Genomic DNA, 19,786 nt, shown 5'->3' with positions numbered 1-19,786 from the left:
GTTTTGCGAGTGGTTCTCTGGCGGGTGTCGGTGGTGCCGGGGGGACGGTTTCCGGGATGCGGATGGCCCGGGCCGGCACCCGGACGCACACGGCCTGTGACCAGCACCCGGGGCGTGTGCCCGGGTGTGCCGGGTGTGGTGCTGGGCGGTTGCTGGTGTTGAGGTCTGGGCGTGTATCCGGGTCCCGCGTGTATGCGGGCCGTTTCCCGCCGGTGCCTGTGTGTCTGGGGGAGAGTCCCGGGCGTCTGTCCAGGGGTTGGGTTCCCGTGTGCCGCGGAGGATCGGATGTCGGGGGTCCGTGACTGGTGGCGGGTTTCCGGGGTGGTTTTGCGGGGCGGGGCCTGGCGCGTGTGTGGGGTTGTGTTCCTGGTGGGCGTCCGGGTGGTGGTGCGGGCGTAGGCCGGGGTGCGTTTGTGGTGCTTGTCGGGAAGTTTTCGCGGTCTATGTCGTGGAGGTGTCCGGTGGCGCGTCAGCAGGAGCAGCAGGGTCGGCGGGATGAGCGGGGCCGGCAGGAGCAGCGTGAGTTGCGGGGCGGCGGCGGTGGCGCGGAGGACCTGCGTGCTGTGCCGAACGGGCTGGACCAGCAGGATGTGCCGGATGCGCAGGGTGTGCCGGATCTGCATGCTGGGCGGGGTGGGTGTCCGTATGTGATGGACGGGTTGGGGCGGGACGTGCAGAGGGAGGGGGCGTTGCTGCGGGGGCAGGGCGAGGCGGCGCGGGTGGTGTTGCCGGGTGGGGTCGGAGCGTGGGCGGTGACGGACCCGACGGTGATCCGTGGGTTGTTGACGGATGGGCGGGTCTCGAAGGATGCGTATCGGCATTGGCCGGCGTGGCAGCGGGGTGAGGTGGGGGCGGAGTGGCCCTTGGCGGTGTGGGTGTCGGTGCAGAATCTCGTGACGTCGTACGGGGCGGAGCACCGCCGGCTGCGGGGGTTGATGGGGTCGGCTTTCACGGCGCGGCGGGTGGGGTTGCTGGGTCCGCGCGTGGGGGAGATCGCGGCAGGGCTGCTGGAAGGGATGGAGGCGGCGGCGCGGGACGCTCACGGCGGTGCGGTGGATGTGCGGGGGTTGTATGCGCAGCCGTTGCCGAGCCGGGTGATGCTGGAGTTGTTCGGGATTCCGGAGGAGTTCCGGGGGGCGTTGCGGGAGATCATTGAGGGGTTTTTCGCCACGGGGGTGTCGTTGGAGGACGCGCGGCGTAACTACGCGGCGCTGTACCGGACGATGGGGGAGTTGGTGGCGTTCAAGCGGCGTTGTCCAGGTGAGGACCTGACGAGTGCGCTGATCGCAGCGGGGAGCGGAGCGGATCCAGCGGATCCGGCCGCCCTTGCTGACCCCACAGACCAGACAGACCCCACAGACCTCACAGACGTCGCGGACGGTGCGGGCGCGGATGGCCCGGAGGGTGCGGGGGGTGACGGGTTGAGCGAGAAGGAGTTGGTGGACAACCTGATCATGTTGCTGAGCGCGGGGTGTGAGCCGACGGTGAATCTGCTGGCGAACGCGGTGGCGTTGTTGCTCCAGGAGCCGGGGCAGCTGGAGTTGGTGCGGTCGGGGCGGGCGTCGTGGGGGGACGTGGTGGAGGAGGCGTTGCGGGTGGAGGCGCCGGGGGCGAATGCGATTTTGCGGTACGCGGTGGAGGATGTGCGGGTGGGGGAGACGGTGATCCCGCGGGGAGATGCGCTGGTGATCGGGTTCGCGGCGGCGGGGCGGGATCCGGGGGTGCACGGGGAGGATGCGGAGCGGTTCGACGTGATGCGGGCGACGCGGCGGGAGCATTTGTCGTTCGGTCATGGGGTGCATTACTGCCTGGGCGCACCGTTGGCGCGGCTGGAGGCCGAGATTGCCCTTCAGGCGCTGTTCGACCGTTTTCCCGGGATGCGGCTGGCGGTGGAGCCGGGTGCGCTGCGTCCGACGGAGTCGTTCATTTCGAACGGGCCGCGGGAGGTGCCGGTGTTGCTGGGGCCGCCTGCTGACGGGGTGAGGTGACGAGCTGGCCTGCACTCTGCTCGAGCAGGCTGGGGACGATGATCGCTGGCGAGAGGTGAACGCGTTCCCGGCGACGAGCGACAGTGCCTCGAACGGCATCTGCCGATCTCTCGCCATCCGCTCATGTCGAAGTTCCTGGAGATCTGCCGCTACCCACGCACCAGCCACTCGGCGACGGTCCGCCCGACAGTCGTGTGCGGCAGCTACCCTCCATTACCTGACCACCAAGCGATGCCGCCACGTCTCGGACTGGGCCGAGGCCGACAACGTCGAGATCGCCCACACCCCGACCAACTCCGCATGGCGGAACCGCATAGAGGTCCAGTTCACCGCCCTGTGCAACTTCACCCTCGACGGCACCGACCACGCAGCCACGAGGAGTAAGGCAGCGTGATCCGCCGCTCCATCATCTGGGGAAGCCGCCACGCCGACCACCAGCGTCTACGAGCCGTGGTCGCCAACGACGGCTGCCAGGTCCGCACCCGCTCGGAGTAGCGCCACGGTCCGTGTGGCGATCTGGTCGAGGCGTTGTTGCAGGATGCGTTGGGTCTTGCCCAGGCTGTCGAGTTGGTGCAGGGATCCCATGATCTCGCGCACTGCGGGAATGCTGTAACCGGTGCCGCGCAGGGCCGCGACGATTCGGGCCGCTCTGACGGCTGGAAGACCGTACCGGCGTGCTTGCAGTGACGTCACTCGCTCGGGCGCGACAAGCCCTTCCTGCTCCCAGAACCGCAGGGTGGAGGGACGTACATCGAGTGCTTCGGCGAGCTGTGTGATCGTCATCGCGTCACTCTCTTGCTCGAACTCGGCTGTGATCGCTTCGGCTTGGATCGCACGCAACGCTTGTTGAGCACGCAGGGCCTCCTCTCGTTCCCGCGCGAGTCGAACATGGACCGCGTTGATCGCCGAGGCCGCCTCCGCGAGCGTCTCCGATCGCAGGTCCGCGAGCATGCGCCGGGCTGCGACTGGCCCGACCGCACCTGCGAGTCCTCGATAGGCGCGTAGGGCATGCACGTGCAGCGGAGTGTAGGAACGGTATCCGTTGCTCGATCGAGCGGCTGGGGGAATGACTCCCAGTCGCTCCAGGTCGCGAACCTGTTGCACCGAGTACCCCGACTGTCCGGCGACATCGACGGTTCGGAGCAGCGCCCGTCGTGAACCGCTCACCAGCTCGCCCATCAGCCAACCCCACATAAGCACTTGAAGGTGATGCTTGAACCATGAGTATGGAACAGATCATCGCGACCGTGCGAGGCTTCGTCGGCGCGCTCGTGGTTGCCCCGGAGCAGGGCGGCGACTTCCCCGAGCTCGTGTGGGGAGATGCGTTCTTCTACTACGCCCCCGACGGTCGGGTGCCTCAGAACGTCCAGCCCTACGGGACCATCGTCACCAAGAACTACCCTGACGACGCCGTTTCCGACCTTGACTCCCCAGGCCGCTGGCGCCTGAACATCCACGTCGACCGTGCGACGTTCCGGGAGCTCACCGGGGAGGAGCCGCGCAGCCTCACCCGACCTCGCGACTACGCGGCGGCCGACACCGTGATGCCGCACCCGGTATACGGGGCACTCGGCTGGATCTCTGTCGTCAATCCCGGTGAGAGGACGACGGACACGGCCGTGCAGCTTTTGCGTAGTGCCCACGACGCCGCTTGTGCCCGGTGCGCGCGGCGACACGCAACGCGAAGGTCGCAGGAGAATGACTGACACGGTTCCGGAGCGAGCGGACTTGAGGGGGCCCCGCACACCACGGTGAGCGCGAGGTCGCTCCAGCTCCGCCCATCACCAGATCGTCATCGACGGCGACAGCCGCCCGGTCGTCGTGGTCAGCCGGCCGTTCCAGGCAACCGTGCCGACTGCAAGGCGTGGAGGGAGAAGGCCCCCTTGAACGGAGCCAGGCACACAACTGGCTCCACAAACAGCTCCGCGCCCGTGTCTCGTGTCGAGCACGGATTCGCCCGCATGAAGACACGGAAGAACCTGCGCGACTGCCACCTCATGGGTGACGGCGTCCACCACGTCACGACCGCCATCACCCACCAGCGCAACCTCCGCGGGACCAGCCTCAGGCCGGACCGTCCGTTCCGGCTGCGGTCAAATGACTTGACTGTCAGGGGAGTTGACGTCCGTCACGAAACGCGTCACCGCCTGGGAGAAAGCCACTGGCTCCTCGAGGTGACCGAAGTGCCCGCTGTTCTCCAGGATCAGCAGCTCCGATCCGGGGATCAGCAGGTGTAGTTCCTCGGCCCAGCGCACCCCGCAGATGACGTCGTGGCGGCCGACGACGACGAGGGTCGGTACGGTGAGTGAGCCGAGGTCCGCACGGTCGTCGATGACGTCCGGGGAGAGGTTCTCGTCCAGCCCGGAGATGTGTGCGGCCCGCACCGAGGCACGCATGGGAGCGAACTCCTCCTCGCGCCCCCAGTAGTCGGCGAAGTACGCGGGGAGCAGCCCCCTGGCGACGGCTGTCGTCTGTGCGTCGTCGGAGATGGTGGGGATCGTCTGGAACGCGCCCAGGACCTCGGGGAGTTCAGGGTGGTCGGCGTGGAGCGCGGCGAACGACTGCACCAGGCGCATGGCCTCGGCGCCGTGTTCGGGACCGGTCAGCGGCGCGCTCTCGTAGAGGATCACACCGGCGATGCGCTCGGGGTGGTACAGGGCGTGGTACTGGGCGACGAAGCCGCCGTGCTAGTGGCCCAGCAGGTACACCTCGGGGACGCCGAGGTGCTCGACCAGCGCTCCGAGGAACCGGCTGTAGCGGGGACGGGTGTAGCCGTGCGGGTGGGAGGGCAGGTGGCCGGAGCCGCCGGTACCGATCGGCTCGGGGTAGACGATCGTCAGATGCCGCTCCAGCGCGGGCATGCGCAGGTACTCCCAGACGATGCCAGGTCCGCCGGAGTGCGCGACGCACACCGGACCCGTGCCGTGGACGTGGTAGCGCTGCACGACTCCGTCGATCTCGACAGTGTGCGTTCCGGCGGCCAGAGGTTCGGTCGCAGAGGTGGTCATGGGGTCTCCGTATCCGGCAGGTGTCGATGACACCTGCATGACGCTGGAGAGGGGACGAAGTTCGACCCGGACCGCGTGACGCCCGTCACATCGGAGTGAGTGACTGGAGGGCCTGCACCGGCCTGGGATGCAGGAGGCGCAGCCGGTGTGGACGGCCGGCGTCGTCGAGGGTCATCAGCCAGGCTACCGAGGGCGGGCAGTGGTCGGGGTTGTCGGCGGGGCTGAGGAGGTCCATCTCCCAGACGGCGAGGGACCGCCCGGCCACGGCATGGACCAGGCGCTGTCGTACACCGGCCTCGAGGTCCCCGTCCATGCCGCGCGCGAGGATGCTCCTGTCACCCACCTGGTCGTTCCCCCTGAGCAAGGCGATCCCGGGCGACCAGCGCTCCGTCATCAGCGCGCCGAAGCGTCCGCTCTCGGCGGCGGCCAGTGTCTCGTGTGCCTCGGCACGGCTGGAGCGGAGGCGCTGCTCGGTGTCGCCGTGCGGGGCGTCCGCCGTGGCGGCGAGGGCTGTCGCGAGCTTGGCCCGCCCCTGGTTGAGCCGGCTGCGGACCGTGCCGACCGGGACCCCGCAGGCGTCGGCTATCCGCTCGTAGGAAGTGACGCCGGTGCTGAAATGACGTAGCACCAGGGGCAGGCGCAGTGCCGGGGACAGCTGTTCGATGGCCTCCCAGATCCAGTCCCGCATCGCGTGCTGCTCCAGCCGTCTCTCCGGACCGGCGTCCGTGGCGGGCAGGTGCAGATCGTCGATCGGCTGGACGGGGACGGAGGACCGCAACAGGGAACGGCTGGCGTTGCGCACGATCACCGCAGCCATGCGCTCACGGCCGCCGGGTCGCGGACGTCTCCCACGCGGCGGAGCGCGGTCACCGCAGCGTCCTGGACTACGTCGTCGACGTCGGGCCCCGGGCCCAGAATGCTCAGCGCCACCGCGCGCATACCTGCCTGGTGCCGTTCCAGCAGCAGGCCGAGGGAGGTGACCTCACCCGCCTGCGCGGCACGGGTGAGAGCCGCGTCCTCGATGCGCGCGGCTTCGTCCGACGTCCGGTTCATGTGGCTCCCCTTCCAGCGTCCGCCGTCGTGCGTGAACGTACTACGTGAGCGCCATGCCTCTCCCACGGTGGGCCGGTGCGGGGGCCGTTGTGCCACGCCGGAGCGCCACGGCCTCCCCGCATCGCTCAGTAGCGCCCGCCCACTGCCTGCGCGGCCAGCCCGTCGAGCGTGGCGACCTCGTCGGCCGTCAGCTCGATGTCGGCGGCGGCCACGTTCTGCTCCAGCCACCTCACGCGCTTGGTTCCCGGGATGGGCACCACGGGAACGCCGAGATGCTCACTGCGCGCGTGCACCCAGGCGAGCGCCGGCTGGGCCGGAGAGGCCGACCGACAGATCAGGCTCCTCATGGACGGCCTGCAGGCCGGGACACATCAGCATCCCCTGAACGCCGATACGGCCGAGTGAAACACCGGTACGCCGAGGCGTGACCCGGGAGACCATCCGGAGCCAGGAGGCCTTCCGGCCGTGTTCAGTGCGCCCCTCTGACCCGCGAAGGGAGATGGGGGCCGGCGAGTCGGACCGTACGCCGGGCTCGACCTGATCCAGGCGTTCGCTCTGGGAGTTCTTCACCCGCTCGACCGGCCATATTCCGGGCGCCTTTCGCGACGCCGGGGTGTCCTACCTGTCCGAACCCACCCCGATACGGGCCAACACCTGGTCGGCCAACTCCGGCGGTGTCAGCTCTCCGTCCAGGAACACCGTGTCGTCGGGCAGGGTGTCGACCGCGGCCATGCACGGTTCGATCCTGTTCTTGCTCCAGCGTCGGACCTGCTCCTCCCGCTCGGGATCATCAGGGAAGAAGATTCGTCCGTCGATCCGCTTCTCCAAGACGTCTCGAGAGACCTTGAGGAAGAAGTGGTGAAGGTCGATACCCGCGTTCTTCAACACGCCGAAAATCTCACCGACATACCCGGCGTCGACCACGGTCATGGGGACCAGGACCGGGCGGCGGTACTCCTCGATCAGCCCTACCGCCAGGTCGGCAACCTGTCGCCGCCACAACCGAAGATCCTGGAAGTCGCCAGTCGGAACCTCCACGATCTTCCGCAGCACGAAGCCGACCATCTCCGGGTCGTAGACCAGTGCGTCGGGCCAACGAGGACGCAACTCGTCCACCAGCGTGGTCTTCCCGCTGCCGAACGCACCGTTCACCCAGACGATCAACGCGATCCTCCCCACCCCGTCGCCAGGCCCGCGCGTCGAACCCGGCGTGTCGGATCAGCATGCCGCTCGACCTGACTGAGGCCAAATTCCATTGCCAGACCATGCCCGGCAGACCGCTGATTGCCCGGTGCCGTGGTCGCGTAATTCCCCAGGTCCTGGGCTCAGTGTGAGGCTAGGTTGGCCGGCATGAGCAATGGTCGAAGGAGCTATGGCTATGTCGGACCCGCCGACTTGAAGGCTCTTGTCCGAGCGGGAAGCGAGGGCCGGAGCATGCGCTCGGCGGTGGACTTCGACGAGTGGGCCTCGACCCAGACAGCGGGAGAGCTGGCTGAGTCCTTCACCTTCGTAGTTGATGCCTCTGGGAACCTGCGGCTCGCACCGCGCCGAAGCGAGCACGTGGTTTGTGCCGGTGGAGGACCGGTTCTCAGCGCCGGTGAGGTCAGCTTCCGCAAAGAGTCCGGGCGGTGGACGGTCGAAGAGGTCAGTAACCAGTCAACCGGCTACTGCCCGGACGTCAGCTCATGGCCGGCTGTGGCGGAGGCCCTGGACCGAGTCGGGATCTCCCGGCCAGCCAGTTTCACGCATGCAGTGGTGTTTCGACGCTGTGCGTCCTGTGGGCAGCTCAACATCGTGAGAGAGGAGGACTTCGTCTGCGTCTTCTGCGACGCAGCCTTGCCGGCGGACTGGAACGTAGCCGAACCGGATGCTAGGTGATCGGTGGTTTGCTGGTCTCGACGGTCGGGTTCTTGGGGCGCTTGTTCGGGCGGTAGCCGGGGTCACCGCCCGTTGAGTGTCCGGACCGTTCCGATCCGTGAGTGTGCCGATGAGCACGACTGTCCTCGAGCCACCGTCCGTCGATCCGCCAACGCTGATCACAGACGCGGCGGCGCTCAGCGCGGAATCACCCAGCCCGGTGCCCAGGTCCCGGTGGCGTCGTGGTCGGCTGCTGTGGCGGCGAGGTGGGCGCGGAGGGTGGCCAGCGCCGGGTGGGGGTTGTCGCGGTGCCAGAGCAGCGAGTGCGGGTAGACGGGCGTCGGGTCGGTCACCGGGATGCGACGCAGGCCGTGGCCGGAGGGCCAGACGAGGCGGGTGTGCCCGCCCATGAAGGTGGCCAGGGCCGGGGTGTCGGCGACGGTGTCGAGGAGTGCGTCGGAGCCGAAGTTGGGGCCCGTCGCCTCGATGGTGAGGCCGAACTCGGCGACGAGGTCGTCGTAGTAGGCGGCCCACTCGGTACCGGGGACGATGCCGGGCATCCAGATCCGGTGCCCGGCGAGCTGAGCGATAGTCACCGACCGGGCGCCCGCCAGCGCGTGTGCGGGGCCGGTGAGGAGCTCGAGCGGCTCGTCGAGCACCCGGACGGACTCGATGTCCTCGGGAAGAGGCCGGCCGGGCGCGGCGACGGCGCGGAAGGACGCGTCGATCGCACCGGACCGGATGGCGGCGACGGCCGTCTCGATGTCGAACAGCATCACCACGTCGAGGTCGATCTCCGGATGCGCACGGTAGAAGCCGCGCATCAGGCCCGCCGCCGCGCCACGCGAGGCGATCACGTCGACACGCAGCGGACGGCGGCCGGGGCGCACGGACGCGACCGCGCGCTCGGCGACGCGCAGCAGCTCGCGCGCGTGGGGCAGGAACGCCTGCCCGTCGATGGTGAGCTCGGCGCCGCGCGCGGAGCGAGTGAACAGCCGCACACCGAGGTTGCGCTCCAGCGCGGCGATGCGCTTGGAGACGGCCTGCTGGGTGACCGCCAGCTCGGCGGCGGCCTCCTGGAACTGCCCCGCGTCGGCGGCGACGACGAAGGTCCGGACGGTATCGAGGTCCATGCCGACACCCTACGAGCACAACCATTGGTTGTGGTCGGTGGCCCTACGGTTGTTTGATCCCCTGGTGTGACGCTCGCTTTGATGATTCCGAACGCGGATCGGTTGTGCGGGTGAGTGGCGAGGGGCGTCGGGCATGAGGAGCGGACACCGGCTGGGACATCTGCTCGGACATCGGCTGGGGTGGCGGTTCGGGTGGCTGTGGGGAGCGTACGGGACCAGCGCGCTCGGCACCTGGCTCGCCTTCGGCGCGTTCCCGCTGATCGCCATCCGGGTGCTGCACGCCGGACCGGCCGAGGTCGCCGCCCTCTCCTCCGTGGGGGCTGCGGTAGGCGCGGCCGTGGCGGTGCCGCTCGGCCCGTGGGTGGAGTTCCGACGCAAGCGGCCGGTCCTGATCGCGATGGACCTGGCGCGGTTCGCGGCGCTGCTGACGATCCCCGCCGCGTTCGCGCTCGGCGTGCTCACCTTTCTTCAGCTCCTGCTGGTCTCGGTCGTCGTCTCAGCGGCCGACATCACCTTCCGCGCCGCCTCCGGCGCGTACCTGAAGACCCTGCTGCCGGCCGAGGACCTGCTCGTCGCCAACGCCCGATTCGAGTCCACGGCCTGGACGACCACGATCATCGGACCGCCGCTGGGCGGCGCGGCGATCGCGGTCCTCGGTCCGGTGGCGACGGTGGTGGCCGACGCGGTCAGCTACCTGCTCTCGGCCTTGGGTATCCGCGCGACGGGCGGACACGAGCCGCGGCCCGAGCGCCGGGAGGGCCCGTACCTGCGGGCCCGGGACCTGCTCGCCGGCTGGCGGTACATCCTCGCCGACGCGACATTGCGCCCGTTGTTCTTCAACACCGCCTTGTTCAACGGCCTGGTGATGGCCGCCCAGCCGCTGCTTGCCGTCCTGATGCTCGGCCGACTCGGGTTCACACCGTGGCAGTACGGCCTCGCCTTCGCCGCGCCCTCGATCGGCGGCCTGCTCGGCTCGCGACTGGCCCGACCACTAGTCACCCGGTTCGGACAGCACCAGGTCCTGGTCGTGACCGGGGCGCTGCGCGCGCTCTGGCCCGTCGGACTGGCCTTCCTGGGGCCGGGCACCGGCGGGCTGCTGCTCGTGATGGGCGTCGAGCTCGGGCTCATCTTCTGCTGCGGGGTCTTCAATCCGGTCTACGCCACTTACCGCCTCGAGCGCACCGCGACGGACCGGATCACCCGCACACTGTCCGCCTGGACGGTGACGACCAAGGCCTCGACCGCGCTCCTGACGGCCGTCTGGGGCGTGTTGGGCGGCTTGCTCGGCCCGCGTACGGCCATTGGCCTGGCCGGCGTGCTTCTGCTGGCGACCCCGCTGCTGCTTCCCCGCCGCGCGGCAGCGCCTCTCGCCGAGCCGGAGCCGGCACCGGAGCGCGCCTGACGGTCCGCCACCGCCGTCACCGCGATCGGGCTGCGCCGCCCTTCTTCGGAGCGGCGGTTCACCCTCCACATACAGCTCGGAGATGACCGCGACGGCCTTTGCCGTGGCCGGGCCCGGTGAGGGTCGCGGCCCGGCGCATCGTCGCGCACGTGCCCCATGGCGGGGAGATTCAGACATCGCCGTCACCACGAAGTCGCGTGCAGCTCAGCGAGCAGGACCTCGAGCGGTCGCCGCCACACGCCGACCCCGTTCCACTCCCGCATCCGACGCCGCTCACGCTGCGGCAGCAGCGGTTCCAGGAACTTTCATGGTCGATCCATCTCGATGTGTCAGCTCTTGCGGGAGTCTGCGATTGCATCCTCGGAATCGTGCTGTGACTGCCAACCGTGGATCAATAGGTCGAACACCGTCTCCACGGTCGCCCGTGGATCGTGTCGGCCCTTGGCCAAGGTCGGGACTTCCAGGACGAACCGTGCGAGTGCCGAGCATGCGAGATCGTCCGTTTCGCGGCCGAGTTCCTCCGCGATGACGGCGCTGAGGGTGCCCGCGTGCCGCATCCACATACGCTCCGCGTACTCGCGGAGCGCGGGCGTCTGGTCCACCAGCGCGGTGAGTTGATGCAGACGTGGATCCGACGCGATCGGCACCCAGGACTTCAGCGCGTGGGCGCGGAGCGCCTCGACTACGTTCTGGTCCTTGGGCCGCTCACGGACGGCGGCGGTCAGTTCTGCCTCGACTTCCTCCTCGCGGTCGAAGACCAGTGCCTCCTTGCTCGGGAAGTGCGCGAAGAGGGTCGTCGTCGATACGTCGGCTCGTTCGGCGATGTCGCGGACGCTCGCTTGTTCGAAGCCGTGTTCCAGGAAGAGGTCCAGGGCGGCGTCGGCAATGGCCTGCCTCGTTGCGGCCTTCTTGCGCTCGCGGCGGCCCACGGTCGGAGAGTCGGGCATGGCGTCACTGTACCTCATAACTGGAACGAGACAGAAACTGGAACGGTTGCACTTACGGACTCGTTTCTGCTTTGGTGGTCTCCGTAGGGGTTGCCGCATCCCGACCGGGTCGCGGCACCGGTCACCGCCGCGCCGCGGCGCCACCGGGAACCCCACCGACGAAAGGAATCCACCGTGGACTCTCCGATGCCCGCAAACGCGCGGATCAGCATCATCGGCGCCGGCCCGGGAGGCCTCACGTGCGCACGCATCCTGCAGCAGCACGGCATTCAGGTGACGGTGTACGACCGCGAAACGGATGTGAACTCCCGCAATCAGGGAGGCTCACTCGACCTGCACAAGGAAGACGGCCAACTCGCGCTCCGTGAAGCGGGCCTACTGGAGGAGTTCTTCGCGCTCGCCAGGTTTGAGAGCCAGGAAATGCGCCGCATAGACCCTGCAGGGCGCGTCCTTACCCACCATCTGCCGGACGAGGGCGAAACGGTCAGCCCCGAGATCGACCGAGGACAACTTCGCGATCTCCTGTTGGGCTCACTCGCTGCCGGGACGGTTCAGTGGGGACGCACACTCGAATCAGTGAGCGGACCGGCCGACGGGCCGCGAACGCTGACGTTCACCGACGGGACGGCCGTCGAAGCGGATCTCGTGATCGGTGCGGACGGTGCCTCCTCCCGCGTCCGCACTGCCCTGTCGCCCGCGACACCGCGCTACACCGGGGTCAGCTTCCTCGAGGCATGGTTCGACGACATGGAGACCGCGCACCCCGAGCTTTCCGAACTGGTCGGGAAGGGCAGCGCCCACATCGCCGACGGCGAGCGCGGCCTCTTCGCACAGCGCAACAGCGGCAGCCACATGCGCGTCTACATCATGCAGCGCGTCCCTGTGGACTGGATCACGAAGAACGGGCTTCGCCTCGAGGACACCGAGGGCATCCGCGCGCACCTGTTGAGCGAGTACGCGGCCTGGTCACCGCAGACACTCCGGATGATCACCGACAACGACGGCCCCTACGTCGATCGTCCGCTCTTCGCCCTGCCGGTGCCGCACACATGGGAGCGCTCGCCCAGCGTGACACTCCTGGGAGACGCCGCACACCTCATGCCACCGCTCGGCGTCGGCGTCAACCTCGCCATGCTCGACGCCAGCGAACTCGCGCTCGCACTCGTCCGCTCCTCCACCATCGACGACGCTGTACACAACTACGAGAAGTCGATGCTTCCGCGCTCGGCCGAGATGGCGAAGATGCTCGAAGGCGGCGCTGAGCATCTTCTGTCGGTGCCCGACCCCGACGAGATCGCGCGGTTCGGTCCGTCCCAGCCCTGACATCGCGGGCGCGGCTCCGTCAACCGGCCGAACGGTCAATCCTTGGGCCCTGACCTTCTCTCAGGTCTGCCGTGGCGACCGGCCGCCGCTCCGGCGCGCTTGTCCGTCTCCTCCCTGGCCCGGGCCAGACGCCTGTAGCGACCCTGCGTTGACCCGCCGTGACGGCGGTGAAGTGGACCAGGATCCAGCGCACTCGATGCGCTGGATCCCGTATGCGGCGCCTGGTCAGGGCGTGGATGTCCCCGGGTGGGGACGGGCCACTGGAGTGGTCCGTGGCGACAACGGCACTCGTGCGCGGCGCGGGTCCGGGGGACCAGCCCGGGATCCGCGTTTAATCACGCCGGAGAACCGAGACGTCAGGAGCGGAGAGCGCTGACGGGCGTGGATCTCCGGGTGACGCCCCACAGCGCTTGAGGGAGATTGCAATGACTGGCACAACGACCTTGCCGACACCGTCCGGTCCCTGCCTGGACAAGGGGCTGCTGCCCGCCGACTTCTACGCCTACGAGGACCTGCTGTCGGGCGGGGAGCGGGAGAAGCTCGAGTCCGTCCGCGAATTCCTCCGCACGCAGGTCGCACCCATCGTCGACGACCACTGGGCCCGGGCCGAGTTCCCCTTCCAGCTGATCAGGGGCTTCGGGGGGCTCGGTCTGATGGACTGGGCCGACCCGGACTCCCCGGAATCCAAGCCGAGCAACCTCCTCGCGGGCTTCCTCGCGCTGGAGTTGGCGCATGTCGACGCGTCCGTGGCCACGTTCGTGGGCGTGCACACGGGTCTGGCCATGGGCACCATCGTGACCTGCGGCTCCGACGAACAGAAGCGTCGGTGGCTGCCGGAGATGAGCCGCTTCGAGAAGATCGGCGCCTTCGGGCTGACCGAGCCGCACGGCGGCTCCGACGTGGCCGGGGGACTGCAGACGACCGCGCGCCGTGACGGCGACGAATGGATCCTCGACGGCGCGAAGCGGTGGATCGGAAACGCGACGTTCGCGGACCTGGTGGTCGTCTGGGCCCGCGATGTCGAGACCCGTCATGTGCTGGGTTTCGTCGTGGAGAAGGACACTCCAGGGTTCACCGCGACGAAGATCGAGAACAAGATGGCGCTGCGGATCGTGCAGAACGCCGACATCGTGCTTGACGGCTGCCGTGTTCCGGAGGCCAACCGGCTCCAGAACGCGAACTCGTTCAAGGACACCGCCAAGATCCTGCGCCAGACGCGCAGCGGTGTGGCGTGGCAGGCGGTGGGAGTGATGTTCGCCGCCTACGAGATCGCCCTGCAGTACGCGAAAGAGCGCGAGCAGTTCGGGCGCCCGATCGGGGCCTTCCAGCTCGTGCAGGACCTGCTAGTGAAGATGCTCGGCAACGCCACGGCCTCGTGCGGGATGATGACGCGCCTGGCCCAGTTGCAGGACGCCGGGGTTTTCCGCGATGAACAGTCCGCCTTGGCGAAGGCCTACTGCACCGTGCGGATGCGCGAGAGCGTGGGGTGGGCGCGGGAACTGCTGGCAGGCAACGGCATCCTTCTCGACTACAAGGTCGGCCGCTTCGTCGCCGACGCCGAGGCCATCTACTCGTACGAGGGCACGCGGGAGATCCAGACCCTCATCGTCGGACGCGCCGTCACCGACGGCCTGAGCGCCTTCGTGAGGTGACGACGATGACCACCGAATCAGTCTTCACCGGCCTGAAGGTCCTCGACGCGTCGAGCTTCATCGCGGGACCGGCCGCGGCCACCGTGCTCTCCGACTTCGGAGCGGACGTCATCAAGATCGAGCCACCGGGAAAGGGCGACCCCCAGCGGAAGCTCAGCTCCGTGCCGCCCAGCCCCCAGGCACGGGCCAACTACAGCTGGCACCTCGCCAACCGCAACAAGCGGGGCATGGTCATCGACCTGAAGGCGCCGGCGGCCACCAAGATTCTCAAACGCCTGGTCGAGTGGGCCGATGTGGTGATCACCAACTTCCCGCACGGCACGCGCGAGAAGCTGCACCTCGGCTACGACGAGGTAGCGGGCTGGAACCCGCGGGTCGTCTACGCCGACATCACGGGCTTCGGGGACGCCGGTCCCGACGCCGGGCAGCCGGGCTTCGACCTGACCGCGTACTGGTCGCGCAGCGGGCTGTTGGCCTCCACCCGGGACGCGGGGGCCCCGCCGACGGTCCCGGTCTGGGGCAGCGGCGATTACATGTCGGCGATCGGGATCTACGCGGCGATCGTGACCGCCCTCTACCGTCGCGAGCGGACGGGACAAGGGGCCAGCGTCGGGACGTCACTGCTCGCCGAGGGGGTCTGGGCCACGGGAACGCTCGTGGCCGGAGCGCTCGCCGACGGCACCCCGTTCGAGCTGCACGACCGGAAGGCGCCGGCGAACCCGCTGATCAATCCCTACCGGACCGCGGACGGCGAGTGGTTCATGCTCGTCACCTCAGCTCCGCACTGGCCGGGACTGACCCGGGCCATCGGGCACCCCGAGCTGCTCGAGGATCCCCGTTTCGCGGACATCGAGGGCTTCGTCAAGAACTCCACCGCGCTGACCGAGCTGCTCGACGCCGAGTTCCGCTCCCGGCCCTTCGCCCACTGGAAGGAGGCACTGACCCGGGAACGTGTCACTTACAGCCTCATCCAGACACCGGAGGAGGCCGCGCGGGATCCGCAGCTGCGCGCGAACGACATCGTCGTACCGCTGGAAGGAGTCAGCGGGCTGGAGTACACCGTCAACAGCCCGGTCAACCTGCGAGGCGTCGCGAAAGTCCCGGCGAAGCGGGCACCGGACCTGGGCGAGCACAATGACGAGGTCCTCGCCGAGCTGGGATTCAGCCCTGCGGAGATTGCCGAGCTGCGCGCCGAGGGAGTGATTCCCGGCCCGGCGGAAGCCGAGGGGGCGCGATGAGCGCGGCGCCCGACGCGTCCGGCGTAGTACTCCACGAGCGCCGCGGCAGGCGTGGGCCGAGGTCGTACGTGGTCCCGTGACGGCAGAGGGCGAGCTGGTCAGACCGCGGTGCCTACGTCCGCTCCACGTGGCCGCCGGCACTGCTCACGGGTGAGCCGCTGAACGCCGCCGAAGGCGGCCGTCAAGGAGGTCCTGCGCGAAACGCAGGGCCCGAAGGCGAGCGACGTGTTCAGACACCAGGACGAGCTCACGCGCGGGTCGGCCGCCGACTAGGACGCGCGGGAAGGGGCACGGGCGTTCGCTGAGAAATGTGCCCCCACCCGGCGCGGCCGCCTGATGCCGGCCACCTGAGCCGCATTCCCCCGCAGCCCGTGTCCGACCTTCAGGAGCAGTGAACCAGCCATGAACGCACACAAGCCCGTCCACCGCGTAGCGATCGTCGGCACCGGCACGATCGGCGCGAGCTGGGCGACGCACTACCTCGTCCGAGGCTTCGACGTCACGGCGACGGACCCCGCCCCCACCGCGGAGACGGCCCTGCGGTCGTATGTGGAGGCGGCATGGGACACGGCAGCTTCGATCGGCCTCGCGCCCGAAGCGTCGCCCGATCGCCTGGGCTTCACCACGGACATGCGTCAAGCCGTCGCGGACGCCGATTTCGTACAGGAGAACGCGCCGGAGCGTCCGGAACTCAAGGTGAAACTGTTCGCCGACATCGACGACGCCACGCCGCCGGACGCGATCATCGCGTCGAGTTCCTCGGGCATCACGATGAGCGTCATCCAGGCCGAATGCCGGCGTCCGGAGCGGACCGTCATCGGCCATCCCTTCAATCCGCCGCACGTCGTTCCGCTGGTCGAGGTCGTGGGCGGGACGAAGACCGCCCCGGAGACGGTCCGGGACGTCATGTCGTTCTACGCCGCGATCGGCAAGAAACCGATTCACCTCAAGAAGGAGCTTCCCGGGCACGTCGCCAACCGTATCCAGGCCGCGTTGTACCGAGAGGTCGTGTACCTGGTCCAGGAGGGAGTGCTCGACGTGGCGGACTCCGACGACGCGGTGTCCTGGGGGCCGGGGCTCAGATGGGGCGTCATGGGTCCCCATCTGCTGTGGCATCTCGGCGGAGGAGAGGGCGGCATTCAGCACTTCATGGACACTCTTATGCCGCGGATGGTGGCGTCCTGGCAGGACCTGGGCATCCCCGAGTTCACGCCCGAACTCAAGGAGAAGATCGTGGGCGGCGTCCTGCAGGAGGCGCACGGCGACTCGGTCGATGAGCTGGCCGCCCGGCGCGACGCGATGCTGTCCGCCCTGCTGGCCGTGCGGGCCGAGCACGACCCGCTCGGCCCGCGGAGCGCCGCAGCAGGTCGCCCGGCGAAGGAGGAGTCGTGACGCGGCCTCAGGAAAGACTGTTCGTGCTCGAGGCCAGCAGCGGCGGTCGCCTGTTCTCCGTGAACCCCGACGGCTCCGACAAGAAGGTGATCGTCACCGGGTGCAGGATCCCCGACGGGGTCGCCGTCGATGTCACGGCCGGGCACATCTACTGGACGAACATGGGCCGTCCGCCGGAGAACGACGGCTCGATCGAACGCGTGGACCTGGACGGAGGCAACCGGACGACGATCGTCCCGAGCGGTGGCACCCATACGCCGAAGCAACTCCACTTCGAGGCCGCCGGCCGGAAGCTGTACTGGGGTGATCGCGAAGGCATGCGCGTGATGCGCTGCGACCTCGACGGCCACAACGTCGAGACCCTCGTACAGACGGGACAGGGAGAGGACGACCGCCGCGACGAGACCAAGTGGTGCGTGGGAGTCGCCGTCGACCCGGTCGGCGGACACCTCTACTGGACACAGAAGGGTCCGAGCGACGCGGGACTCGGCAAGATCCTGCGAGCCGGAATCGACCTGCCCGTTGGGGAAAGCGCGGCCGAACGCGGCGACATCGAGGTGCTGTTCGACGGGCTGCCCGAGCCGATCGACCTCGAGCTCGACCTCACGAAGCGCATGCTGTACTGGACGGATCGCGGGGACCCGCCGCGAGGCAACAGTGTGAACCGCTCGCCGGTGGACGCGTCGGAAGGGCGGCGGACACCCGAGATCTTGGTGACCCACCTCATGGAAGGCATCGGCCTCGCCCTCGATCCGGACGAAGGTCGCATGTACGTGACCGACCTCGCCGGGAACGTCTACGCGGCCGACCTCAACGGATCGAACCGGAGCGAGATCCTCATGCTGCAGGGCAACCTCACCGGCATCGCCCGTGCCGTGCTGCCGACCGGAGCGAAGGGATAGGCCGTGTCTGACTGATCGCGCCCGAATCACGCCCAATTCCCGCCCGGCGTCCTCCGGGCGGACGGCGCTCCTTGCCAGACACGGCCGAGCCAGGGGTGGAACTCGACGCCTGCGGTGCTCAGCCTGGCGCCTCGACGCCGTCAGTGAGGAGGCGCAGCACATGCCGCATCAGTAGCGCCAGGCGGCCGGGCGCGCGAAAAGGCCGCAGGCCCCGGGCGCGACTCAGCTCACCGCCCGCTTCACGAGCGCACTGATCCGCGCCTCCACCTCGGGCGTCAGACCGCACGTTCCAGCGGGCTGAGCCGTTCCAGCAGCAACAGGGATGCCATCGACAACGTGTCGGCCAGTTCCGCCGAGTGCTCCGGGTCCTCGTACGGGTCGGTGAGCAGCGGCTCGGGGAACCACGGCCCGACGTACTCCTCCCGCCGCAGGCGGGCCGAGCGCAGCACGTCGATCGAAATCCGGGTGACCACGGCCGAGAGGAACGCCTTGGCCGACGTGGGCCGGGTCGCGGAGAGCTCGTAACGCAGCCAGGTCTCCTGGACCGCGTCCTCGGCCTCGCTCACGCTGCCCAGGATCCGGTAGGCGATCGAGAACAGCAGGGGCCGCAGCTGTTCGAACTCCTCGGTCCGGGTCACGCCAGGCCTTCTTTGAAGCCCTGTCGCCACGACGGATAGCGCGGCTCCCAGCCGAGCTCACGCTTGGCCTTCGCATTGGAGAAGCCGCGCCCGTCGGTCATCATCGTCACCACTACCTGTCCGGCCAGCAGCCGGGCCAGCCACGGGGGGATGCGCACCGGCCGCTTCGCCCCCGCGCACGCCGCGAGATGGGGCAGCCACTCGCCGGCCGGGGCCGGGTCGTCGTCGACGATGTTGAACACGCCCCTCGCTTTCTGCTCGACGGCCAGGACGGTGGCGCTCGCCGCGTCGTCGAGATGGATCCAGGAGGCATAGCCGGTGCCCTTGCCGACCAGCGGGAACTGCCGCTTGCGCACGAGTACGACCTGGTCGTCGGTGGCGTCGGGCCCGTAGAACGCGCCGTATCGCAGCACCGCGCCGCCGGTGCTGGTGACGGCATCCTCGACGTGGCGCAGCGCTGCCATCGCCGGGTGCGCGGGAGTTTTCTCGTGCAGGTCCAGCGGGTCCTCCTCGGTCTTCACCCAGCCGCCCTCGCGGATCCCGTTCCAGTTGGCGTAGCCCTGCGCGACGAAGTGCGGCACGCCGGTCGCCTCGGCGGCGGCCAGCAGGTGATCGGTTCCCTCGGTGCGCAGCCTGATGGTGGGCAGGGACCAGCGGTCGAAGTGCTTGAGGTCGGGCTTGCCGGCGTGAGCCATGCTGATCCCGGTCATCTGGTGCACGATCACGTCCGGGCGGGCGGCCGCCACCGCTTCGCCGACGGACATCGGGTCCAGTCCGTCCATCACGACGCCGTCCGCGCCCAGTTGCTCTACGAAGCCGAGCTTGGCCGTGCTCGTAGTCGTGGCCGTCACCCGGTGACCACGAGCCACGAGCTGCGGCACCAGCCGCCGCCCCAGCACTCCACTGCCGCCTGCCACGAACACCCGCATGACCATCACCTTTCTGCTTGCGGATTGTGTCTTCGACGATCTGAGACGAGACAGCCCCGCCGTTCTGTGACATCGGAGGGCGCGGGAGGGAAATAGCGAGGAGGAGGCCGCCGGTGCCGCCCGGGCACGGGTCGAGGCGGGGTCGGGCCCGCCGCACGTCGGCCGGCCGTCAAGCCGTCATGAAGGGCCCGGGCTGCCGACCCGGCGATCAGCCGATGAGCGCGGTTGACGAGCCACCGGCCGACTGAGTCAGGGCCCCTGCCCTTCCCTGGCGAGAGGGGCGTGCGCACGGTCGCGACCTGGTTCGTCATCGACGGCGCGGCG

General features: G+C 69.0%; 17 protein-coding genes and 4 pseudogenes. 11 read left to right on the top strand and 10 right to left on the bottom strand.

Annotated elements, in window-relative coordinates; genetic code table 11:
- The first annotated feature begins 650 nt into the window (after window positions 1-650).
- A complete protein-coding gene (locus ACZ7M2_RS31315) occupies window positions 651-1,988 on the top strand; it encodes a cytochrome P450 family protein (protein ID WP_471598169.1) in 1,338 nt (445 codons plus the stop codon).
- A 441-nt stretch (window positions 1,989-2,429) separates the two neighbouring features.
- On the opposite strand, the gene ACZ7M2_RS31310 is transcribed toward ACZ7M2_RS31315, so the two are convergent.
- Complete coding sequence (locus ACZ7M2_RS31310) at window positions 2,430-3,167, bottom strand: MerR family transcriptional regulator (protein WP_471598157.1); 738 nt, start codon at window positions 3,165-3,167, stop codon at window positions 2,430-2,432.
- A gap of 47 nt (window positions 3,168-3,214) precedes the next feature.
- Here ACZ7M2_RS31310 and ACZ7M2_RS31305 point away from each other — a divergent pair, with 47 nt between their 5' ends.
- The 3 genes and pseudogenes from ACZ7M2_RS31305 to ACZ7M2_RS31295 form a co-directional block, all read left to right on the top strand.
- Window positions 3,215-3,694: a DUF6194 family protein gene (locus tag ACZ7M2_RS31305; RefSeq protein ID WP_471598156.1), complete on the top strand. Its 480-nt coding sequence runs from the start codon at window positions 3,215-3,217 to the stop codon at window positions 3,692-3,694.
- 67 nt (window positions 3,695-3,761) lie between these two features.
- Window positions 3,762-3,862 (top strand): annotated as a pseudogene (locus tag ACZ7M2_RS31300) (IS5/IS1182 family transposase); the annotation flags it as partial.
- 60 nt (window positions 3,863-3,922) lie between these two features.
- Window positions 3,923-4,039, top strand: a pseudogene (locus ACZ7M2_RS31295) (IS5/IS1182 family transposase); the annotation flags it as partial.
- A 42-nt stretch (window positions 4,040-4,081) separates the two neighbouring features.
- Here ACZ7M2_RS31295 and ACZ7M2_RS31290 read toward each other — a convergent pair.
- From ACZ7M2_RS31290 to ACZ7M2_RS31270, 5 genes and pseudogenes are all read right to left on the bottom strand, one after another.
- A pseudogene (locus tag ACZ7M2_RS31290) lies at window positions 4,082-5,035 on the bottom strand (alpha/beta fold hydrolase).
- A gap of 46 nt (window positions 5,036-5,081) precedes the next feature.
- Window positions 5,082-5,813 (bottom strand): RNA polymerase sigma factor, encoded by a 732-nt coding sequence (locus tag ACZ7M2_RS31285; protein WP_471598155.1) that lies wholly within the window; start codon window positions 5,811-5,813, stop codon window positions 5,082-5,084.
- Window positions 5,801-6,049: an RNA polymerase sigma factor gene (locus ACZ7M2_RS31280; protein WP_471598154.1), complete on the bottom strand. Its 249-nt coding sequence runs from the start codon at window positions 6,047-6,049 to the stop codon at window positions 5,801-5,803. The genes ACZ7M2_RS31285 and ACZ7M2_RS31280 overlap by 13 nt, the downstream gene beginning before the upstream one ends.
- 125 nt (window positions 6,050-6,174) lie before the next feature.
- Window positions 6,175-6,396 (bottom strand): aldo/keto reductase, encoded by a 222-nt coding sequence (locus ACZ7M2_RS31275; RefSeq protein ID WP_471598153.1) that lies wholly within the window; start codon window positions 6,394-6,396, stop codon window positions 6,175-6,177.
- 271 nt (window positions 6,397-6,667) lie between these two features.
- The gene (locus tag ACZ7M2_RS31270) at window positions 6,668-7,213 is read right to left on the bottom strand and encodes an AAA family ATPase (RefSeq protein WP_471598152.1); all 546 of its coding nucleotides are present in this window, start codon (window positions 7,211-7,213) and stop codon (window positions 6,668-6,670) included.
- A gap of 186 nt (window positions 7,214-7,399) precedes the next feature.
- Between ACZ7M2_RS31270 and ACZ7M2_RS31265 the strand changes: the two genes are divergently transcribed.
- On the top strand, window positions 7,400-7,927 hold the full coding sequence (locus ACZ7M2_RS31265; protein ID WP_471598151.1) for a hypothetical protein: 528 nt from the start codon (window positions 7,400-7,402) through the stop codon (window positions 7,925-7,927).
- A gap of 176 nt (window positions 7,928-8,103) precedes the next feature.
- On the opposite strand, the gene ACZ7M2_RS31260 is transcribed toward ACZ7M2_RS31265, so the two are convergent.
- Entirely contained in the window at window positions 8,104-9,039 is a 936-nt protein-coding gene (locus ACZ7M2_RS31260) for a LysR family transcriptional regulator (protein ID WP_471598150.1), read from the bottom strand.
- A gap of 133 nt (window positions 9,040-9,172) precedes the next feature.
- Between ACZ7M2_RS31260 and ACZ7M2_RS31255 the strand changes: the two genes are divergently transcribed.
- On the top strand, window positions 9,173-10,441 hold the full coding sequence (locus ACZ7M2_RS31255; protein WP_471598149.1) for an MFS transporter: 1,269 nt from the start codon (window positions 9,173-9,175) through the stop codon (window positions 10,439-10,441).
- A 329-nt stretch (window positions 10,442-10,770) separates the two neighbouring features.
- Here the strand turns inward: ACZ7M2_RS31255 and ACZ7M2_RS31250 are convergent, their stop codons facing one another.
- Complete coding sequence (locus ACZ7M2_RS31250; protein ID WP_471598148.1) at window positions 10,771-11,388, bottom strand: TetR/AcrR family transcriptional regulator; 618 nt, start codon at window positions 11,386-11,388, stop codon at window positions 10,771-10,773.
- A 174-nt stretch (window positions 11,389-11,562) separates the two neighbouring features.
- Here ACZ7M2_RS31250 and ACZ7M2_RS31245 point away from each other — a divergent pair, with 174 nt between their 5' ends.
- From ACZ7M2_RS31245 to ACZ7M2_RS31225, 5 genes are all read left to right on the top strand, one after another.
- The gene (locus tag ACZ7M2_RS31245) at window positions 11,563-12,711 is read left to right on the top strand and encodes an FAD-dependent oxidoreductase (protein WP_471598147.1); all 1,149 of its coding nucleotides are present in this window, start codon (window positions 11,563-11,565) and stop codon (window positions 12,709-12,711) included.
- Between the two features lie 425 nt (window positions 12,712-13,136).
- Window positions 13,137-14,363, top strand: coding sequence for an acyl-CoA dehydrogenase family protein (locus ACZ7M2_RS31240; RefSeq protein WP_471598146.1), 1,227 nt, complete (start codon window positions 13,137-13,139; stop codon window positions 14,361-14,363).
- A 5-nt stretch (window positions 14,364-14,368) separates the two neighbouring features.
- Window positions 14,369-15,601: a CaiB/BaiF CoA transferase family protein gene (locus tag ACZ7M2_RS31235; RefSeq protein ID WP_471598145.1), complete on the top strand. Its 1,233-nt coding sequence runs from the start codon at window positions 14,369-14,371 to the stop codon at window positions 15,599-15,601.
- A gap of 402 nt (window positions 15,602-16,003) precedes the next feature.
- Window positions 16,004-16,993, top strand: coding sequence for a 3-hydroxyacyl-CoA dehydrogenase NAD-binding domain-containing protein (locus tag ACZ7M2_RS31230; RefSeq protein WP_471598144.1), 990 nt, complete (start codon window positions 16,004-16,006; stop codon window positions 16,991-16,993).
- Complete coding sequence (locus tag ACZ7M2_RS31225; protein ID WP_471598143.1) at window positions 16,990-17,895, top strand: YncE family protein; 906 nt, start codon at window positions 16,990-16,992, stop codon at window positions 17,893-17,895. The genes ACZ7M2_RS31230 and ACZ7M2_RS31225 overlap by 4 nt, the downstream gene beginning before the upstream one ends.
- A 278-nt stretch (window positions 17,896-18,173) precedes the next feature.
- Here ACZ7M2_RS31225 and ACZ7M2_RS31220 read toward each other — a convergent pair.
- Both ACZ7M2_RS31220 and ACZ7M2_RS31215 read right to left on the bottom strand, forming a co-directional pair.
- Window positions 18,174-18,533, bottom strand: a pseudogene (locus tag ACZ7M2_RS31220) (sigma factor); the annotation flags it as partial.
- Window positions 18,530-19,462, bottom strand: a complete 933-nt coding sequence (locus ACZ7M2_RS31215) for an NAD-dependent epimerase/dehydratase family protein (protein WP_471598142.1) — start codon at window positions 19,460-19,462, stop codon at window positions 18,530-18,532. The pseudogene ACZ7M2_RS31220 and the gene ACZ7M2_RS31215, both read right to left, overlap by 4 nt.
- Window positions 19,463-19,786 lie beyond the last annotated feature (324 nt).

The sequence above is a fragment of the Streptomyces sp. NPDC111507 genome (assembly GCF_055638955.1).
This window is presented reverse-complemented; position numbering and strand designations above follow the sequence as displayed.

Bases quoted from the DNA above. Each gene is read 5' to 3' on its own strand.
- ACZ7M2_RS31315 (WP_471598169.1), top strand. From the start codon at position 651: ATGGACGGGTTGGGGCGGGACGTGCAGAGGGAGGGGGCGTTGCTGCGG.
- ACZ7M2_RS31310 (WP_471598157.1), bottom strand. From the start codon at position 3,167: ATGGGCGAGCTGGTGAGCGGTTCACGACGGGCGCTGCTCCGAACCGTC.
- ACZ7M2_RS31305 (WP_471598156.1), top strand. From the start codon at position 3,215: ATGGAACAGATCATCGCGACCGTGCGAGGCTTCGTCGGCGCGCTCGTG.
- ACZ7M2_RS31285 (WP_471598155.1), bottom strand. From the start codon at position 5,813: ATGGCTGCGGTGATCGTGCGCAACGCCAGCCGTTCCCTGTTGCGGTCC.
- ACZ7M2_RS31280 (WP_471598154.1), bottom strand. From the start codon at position 6,049: ATGAACCGGACGTCGGACGAAGCCGCGCGCATCGAGGACGCGGCTCTC.
- ACZ7M2_RS31275 (WP_471598153.1), bottom strand. From the start codon at position 6,396: ATGAGGAGCCTGATCTGTCGGTCGGCCTCTCCGGCCCAGCCGGCGCTC.
- ACZ7M2_RS31265 (WP_471598151.1), top strand. From the start codon at position 7,400: ATGAGCAATGGTCGAAGGAGCTATGGCTATGTCGGACCCGCCGACTTG.
- ACZ7M2_RS31260 (WP_471598150.1), bottom strand. From the start codon at position 9,039: ATGGACCTCGATACCGTCCGGACCTTCGTCGTCGCCGCCGACGCGGGG.
- ACZ7M2_RS31255 (WP_471598149.1), top strand. From the start codon at position 9,173: ATGAGGAGCGGACACCGGCTGGGACATCTGCTCGGACATCGGCTGGGG.
- ACZ7M2_RS31250 (WP_471598148.1), bottom strand. From the start codon at position 11,388: ATGCCCGACTCTCCGACCGTGGGCCGCCGCGAGCGCAAGAAGGCCGCA.
- ACZ7M2_RS31240 (WP_471598146.1), top strand. From the start codon at position 13,137: ATGACTGGCACAACGACCTTGCCGACACCGTCCGGTCCCTGCCTGGAC.
- ACZ7M2_RS31235 (WP_471598145.1), top strand. From the start codon at position 14,369: ATGACCACCGAATCAGTCTTCACCGGCCTGAAGGTCCTCGACGCGTCG.
- ACZ7M2_RS31230 (WP_471598144.1), top strand. From the start codon at position 16,004: ATGAACGCACACAAGCCCGTCCACCGCGTAGCGATCGTCGGCACCGGC.
- ACZ7M2_RS31215 (WP_471598142.1), bottom strand. From the start codon at position 19,462: ATGCGGGTGTTCGTGGCAGGCGGCAGTGGAGTGCTGGGGCGGCGGCTG.